2 protein-coding genes are annotated in these 647 nt (G+C 51.3%); both read left to right on the plus strand.

The genetic code is table 11. The annotated features are described in order from the left end of the window. Positions 1 to 192 (plus strand): hypothetical protein (locus GPK89_RS14885; RefSeq protein WP_215694337.1); only part of this gene is annotated, 192 nt, incomplete at its 5' end. 51 nt (positions 193 to 243) lie between these two features. Then, on the plus strand, positions 244 to 647 hold a 404-nt coding region (locus tag GPK89_RS14890; protein ID WP_252261706.1), incomplete at its 3' end, for an ATP cone domain-containing protein.

Here is a 647-nt window from a genome sequence, read left to right on the forward strand (position 1 = left end):
CTACTGCAACCTCCACAGTCTGTGGAAAGCGTAATTCATCTTTCAAAAATCCGGTGCTTTTTTGAGCACCGGATTTTTTTTATCAACGTGACCTCGTCACAGAAAAATGCTTTGTCCTGCGGTATGATAAAGCCACAATCAATAAACAAGAAAGATGTGGCGAACATGAAAATCAAGCTCAATCCCGATTAGGAGATTGTCAGCACCATCAGAGAAGTGACCGGAGAAGAGGAGAGAATCGAAATGGAGATCAGAAAACGAAACGGGGAGTCTGTTCCCTTTCAACAGGAGAAAATTTTCAACGCCATGAAAAAGGCGTTTGACGGACAGGGCAGGGAGATCGGGAGCAGAGAGTTGGATGAGATCCTCGCCACCGTTCTCGACAATCTCTCCGTCACAGTGCCGCTCACCGTGGAACGTGTGCAGGACGAGGTGGAGCGAACGCTCATGGAGCGCGGACACTATGAGGTGGCCAAGGCGTACATCCTCTACCGCGAAAAGCGGTCTGCGCTGCGCCGTGTCCGGCATACCATCGCGCGGACGGTTGGGGATGACTCGCTTGACGAGGTGCTGCGCCGCATCCAGATGGATTTTACCGAGGAAGTCTACTCCCTCGCGGCGCTTCAAATGAAGTTTGAGAGTTTCTG

The organism is Gemmiger formicilis, assembly GCF_018784445.1.
Lineage (GTDB): Bacteria > Bacillota > Clostridia > Oscillospirales > Ruminococcaceae > Gemmiger.